The organism is Pseudomonas sp. BAY1663, assembly GCF_000582595.1.
Classification (GTDB): domain Bacteria; phylum Pseudomonadota; class Gammaproteobacteria; order Pseudomonadales; family Pseudomonadaceae; genus Stutzerimonas; species Stutzerimonas stutzeri_AF.
The window spans coordinates 1-2942 of sequence record NZ_AZSV01000167.1 but is presented as its reverse complement, the minus strand read 5'-3'; the positions used below and the strand labels follow the sequence as shown (position 1 = coordinate 2942).

The window sequence follows — 2942 nt, the reverse complement described above, 5'->3', positions numbered from 1 at the left end:
ATGTTCACCTACCGCCTGGGCGGCCACGCCTTCGGCGCCGGCTACCAGCAGGTCAACGGCGACACCGGCTTCGCCTACATCGCCGGCAGCGACAACTCGCTGGTCAACCTGGTGCAGATCAACGACTTCGGCAACGAGGACGAACGCTCCTGGCAGGTCCGCTACGACTACGACTTCGCCGCCCTGGGCATTCCCGGCCTGACCCTCATGACCCGCTACCTCTCCGGCGACAACGTCGACCGCGGCGCCGGCGCCAGCGAGGGCAAGACCTGGGAACGCAACACCGACATCGCCTACGTGTTCCAGAGCGGCCCGCTGAAGAACCTCGGCCTGAAACTGCGCAACGCCACCACCCGCAGCAACTTCGGCAGCGACCTGGACGAAAACCGCTTCATCGTCAGCTACAGCCTGCCGCTCTGGTAAGCGCAACGCAGCAGCACCTCCTCGTTGGACTTCGCCGGGCCTCGCGCCCGGCTTTTTTCTGCGGGGAAAGCCATCAGCTCAGAGTCTGCCCGATCAAAAGTGAATCGAGCCCAAACCAAAAGAGGTTAGCTTCGCTAATCGCTTTGATTTGCCTGGTGACTATACAGGAACTTGATCTGAGACATCTGCATTATTAAACCACTAATAGAGTCACATTATGCCAGGAAGTTTCACAGATCGAAGCTTTCAGATTTCCTTAAACCTCACCTGCGCCACAGGCATGATGATTAGGCTTTATTTTCTTTGGGAAGTGCTCTTTGGATTACTAAAGTTCTGTTTTTGTAAACTATTGACTCATCCATTCGCCAAATTGAATCAAGCACACCTGCTTCCTCGTATGTCAAAAAAGCATAGCCTTTAGTCTTATTCTTTGCATATCTTGGTATCTTAAGCTCCTTGATAGAGCCATATGATGAGAAAATTTCGTAAAGCTCGCTTGCTTGCGCATCGATAGGTAAATTGGCGATAAAAATCCTAGCATCATCCGACTCTGAAGCTAAGACAGCATCCTGCCGGGCCTGTGCTTTAATTTTTGATGAACACTCGACTTCTGAAGTTTTATCTAAACTTTCCGCAGCCTGCGCAGGGATTACTATTTTATAGCGAGGATATTCTTTAAATGGAATTTTCTCTCGCCTCGCGGCTCGCTTAGCAGCAAGTCGCTCTACAGCATTAACCAAAATTCCGCGTGTCAGTAGGGATTCGACCAGCTTTCGATAATCCTCAGTATCTACGATTCCTACAACCTCCCAAATATGCGCCGCTGAGAATACTCTTCCGTTTTGCCCCAAGAGTATTACTGATTTCATTGGGCGATCCAAGTCACAGCTATCAAACTGGCTTAACCAAAGCAGATCCTGAGGCGAGTACATTGCCCTATTGGTCAGTGTAATGCTAAAACTATCATGATTACTAACAAGTTCTGGCGGGGCTAGCTCATTCTTATGCATAAGGTCATAGATGCGCCGCATTCCCTCACCAAGCTCTCTCATATAACCTAACTCGCGCAGCACACGAGACACATGTGTATTTCTAGACTGATGAACGCCTCTCTGACTTATTATATCCTCAATCCTCATCGAGCTTAGAAGCGCGCCTGGATTTCTTATTTCCAGATGATCATCAAAATATATACTTCGATTCCTCTCCCCTCGTCGGAATAATCTCGATGAGCGATAGAGTTCAGTAAAGCCTCTCTGCAGGCAAGCTCAGGATAGATGGAGTTCTGCTCGAACCTAGCGTGCCGATCTATTTTCGTCTGCACCAAGTAGGGCCTCAGTGCCTCCCATGCAGAGTTAATTAGATTAAGAATATTACCTTTAACAATTTGATCATGAACAATATTATAATCTTCGCCAGTTTTTACTTCATGCCCCTCCACTTTCAATATACGTATTTGAAGTCTAGGGTGCCATTTGCTCGGGTCTTTTGCAAAAAGGAGTAGGGATGCACGGCGCAGTCGCAATTGAGTCAAACCATACTCACCCAACTCCAAGTATTGCAGGCACTTCTCTGCGGACATTCCCTTCAGAACCTGATCTGCGACAGTCCTGACGAGTTCAATATCAAGATCATCCGCTGAAACACCATCGACAAATACTCTATCGTACTCGCGAGACTGCTGCTCCTTTCTATCAAACTGAATGGCTTCCGCTGCAACAGGGACGGACTCTAAATCTCTGCGTTGCAGACAGCGCCCGTCTGAAGTGATATGTATATATTCAACACTTTTGGGTACGGAAAAATAAAGAATAGTTTTCCCGTCAATGTTGATCTTTCTCTTCCTAACCGGCGGCAGCGGGGTGCTTTGGTGGACTCGATTGAGGGGTGCAGCTTCAAGTATCTCATAGTCTTTATCACTGAAATCAGGGAGCCCCGACACCTCACCGTTGTCCTCTACGCCTACGAGAAGCTCACCACCATCAGCATTAGCAAATGCCACAAGCGTTTGAGCAATATTTGTAGCGATTTCTTTTGCTGGTCTTTTTTGTTTCTCGCTTGGCGGACCTTCTAGAGCGCTTTTAAACTCACGAAAGTGACTTTCGCCTAACTCAATGGCTGTCCGAGCTCTTTCTTCTAGTGCAATACCGCTCACGGATCCCTCCAGACACTTAATTTTCAATGAATTATTCAACTTTTCTGCTTTTTACTTCTTCAAGACTGGCCATATCAGCGGCAAAGCACATTATTTCACCATGCCCCTTGAACACCCCATATACAAGATAGCTGCTCGCGAGGATCCAATGAATAAGGAGTCTTCGCCTAGAAGAGAACTGCCGCAGCCGCCGCCTATCTCACCATTCCTATTCATTCATCCAGCTCCATAGGGGCGTACCAGCGCCTAGTTGCGTTCTGTGTCTATCCCGCGTTTGAATTGGCCAAGTTTCGGTTGGCCTTGTCGTAGTCGGGGTTCGTCTAGCCATTCTCTAGTAGCACTCCGCCACTAAGCAACCATTACC

Annotated in this window: 3 protein-coding genes; 1 reads left to right on the top strand and 2 read right to left on the bottom strand. The window is 48.6% G+C overall.

The window, feature by feature from the left end:
• A partial coding sequence (locus tag BAY1663_RS22390; protein ID WP_037045249.1) for an OprD family outer membrane porin occupies nucleotides 1-423 on the top strand: 423 nt, incomplete at its 5' end.
• Between the two features lie 287 nt (nucleotides 424-710).
• Here BAY1663_RS22390 and BAY1663_RS24320 read toward each other — a convergent pair.
• Both BAY1663_RS24320 and BAY1663_RS24315 read right to left on the bottom strand, forming a co-directional pair.
• The gene (locus BAY1663_RS24320; RefSeq protein ID WP_256206955.1) at nucleotides 711-1562 is read right to left on the bottom strand and encodes an ATP-binding protein; all 852 of its coding nucleotides are present in this window, start codon (nucleotides 1560-1562) and stop codon (nucleotides 711-713) included.
• 26 nt (nucleotides 1563-1588) lie between these two features.
• A complete protein-coding gene (locus tag BAY1663_RS24315) occupies nucleotides 1589-2578 on the bottom strand; it encodes a helix-turn-helix domain-containing protein (protein WP_164838491.1) in 990 nt (329 codons plus the stop codon).
• Between the last annotated feature and the right edge of the window lie 364 nt (nucleotides 2579-2942).

Excerpts from the sequence above, each read along its gene's own strand:
- BAY1663_RS24320 (WP_256206955.1), bottom strand. The coding sequence starts at position 1,562 with ATGAGGATTGAGGATATAATAAGTCAGAGAGGCGTTCATCAGTCTAGA.